Below are 1,494 nucleotides of genomic sequence, written 5' to 3'. Positions count from 1 at the left end.
CGCGCGGAGCGCTAGCGGAGCGGGAAACAGCCCCTCAACCGTGACGGGGGTTCCAGGGGGTCGCCCCCCTGGGCTAGCTCAGCCGGTCTCCGACCGGGCCGATCACCGTGAGGGCGTGGGGGGCGGAGAGGACCTCGTGGGCGACGGCGCGGACGTCGTCGAGGGTGACGGCCTCGATGCAGGCGAGGACATCGTCGACCGGGAGCAGCGACTCGTACACCAGCTCGCTCTTGCCGATGCGGCTCATGCGGGAGCCGGTGTCCTCGAGGCCGAGGACCATGGCGCCGCGCAGCTGGCCCTTGCCGCGTTCGAGCTCCTCTTCGGTGAGGCTCTGCTCGGCGGCGCGGTTCACCTCGTCGCGGCAGATCGACAGGACCTCGTCGACCTTGCCGGGCTGGCAGCCGGCGTAGACGCCGAAGATGCCGGAGTCGGCGTACTGGGCGGTGTAGCTGTACACCGAGTAGGCCAGGCCGCGCTTCTCGCGGATCTCCTGGAAGAGGCGGGACGACATGCCGCCGCCGAGGGCGGCGTTGAGGACGCCGAGGGCGAAGCGGCGGTCGTCGGTGCGGCACACGCCGGGGACGCCGAGGACGATGTGCGCCTGCTCGGTGTCCTTGTCGATGATGACGGTGCGCGGGTCGACGGGCGCGGTGGGGCCGCCGACGCGGGGCGGGGCGGGTTCGGCGTCGCCGGTCAGGTGCCCGGCGAACGCGTCCGACACCAGCCGGACGACCTCGTCGTGGTCGATGTTCCCGGCGACGGACACCACGAGGTTGGACGGGGTGTAGTGCTCCCGGTAGTAGCCGTGGATGCGGTCGCGGGACAGCGCGTTGATCGAGTCCTCGGTGCCGAGGATGGGGCGGCCGAGGGGGGTGTCGCCGTAGAGCGCGGTGGCGAACTCGTCGTGGATGAGGTCGCCGGGGTCGTCGTCGCGCATGTGGATCTCTTCGAGGATCACGCCGCGCTCGGCCTCGACGTCCTCGGGGCGGTTGACGGAGTCGGCGACCATGTCGGACACGACGTCGACGGCGAGGGGGAGGTCGGAGTCCAGGACCCGCGCGTAGTAGCAGGTGTACTCCTTGGCGGTGAACGCGTTGAGGTCGCCGCCGATCGCGTCGATGGCGGCGGAGATCTCCAGCGCCGACCGCCGCCTGGTGCCCTTGAACAGGACGTGTTCGAGGTAGTGGCTGGCGCCGGCGTCGGCGGGCGCCTCGTCGCGGGACCCGACGGCCGACCAGACGCCGAACGCCGCGGACCGCACCGAGGGCGTCGACTCGGTGATGATCCGCAGCCCGCCGGGCAGCACGGTGCGGCGGACCGCGCCGGCGTCGTCGGTGTGGATCGTGGTGGTGGTGCCGGGCTCCTGCGCCCGCGCCGGCAGGGTCACGGTGTCGCTCGCATTCGATGGTGGTCCGGGAACGGGACGGGTCGGGGGGCGGAAAGCGGCCGACCGGCCTGCCCGGGGCGGGCAGGCCGGTCGGTCATCGCGTGCTC

At 72.5% G+C, this 1,494-nt stretch carries 1 protein-coding gene; it reads right to left on the bottom strand.

The features are described 5' to 3' along the window. Window positions 1-73: 73 nt before the first annotated feature. Complete coding sequence (locus ABZ914_RS51235) at window positions 74-1,387, bottom strand: M16 family metallopeptidase (protein ID WP_500201799.1); 1,314 nt, start codon at window positions 1,385-1,387, stop codon at window positions 74-76. Window positions 1,388-1,494: the final 107 nt, after the last annotated feature.

It is taken from the genome of Spirillospora sp. NPDC046719 (assembly GCF_040645715.1).
Taxonomy (GTDB): Bacteria; Actinomycetota; Actinomycetes; order Streptosporangiales; family Streptosporangiaceae; genus Spirillospora.
The sequence above is the reverse complement of the archived record's forward strand: the minus strand, read 5'-3'. Positions and strand labels throughout refer to the sequence as shown.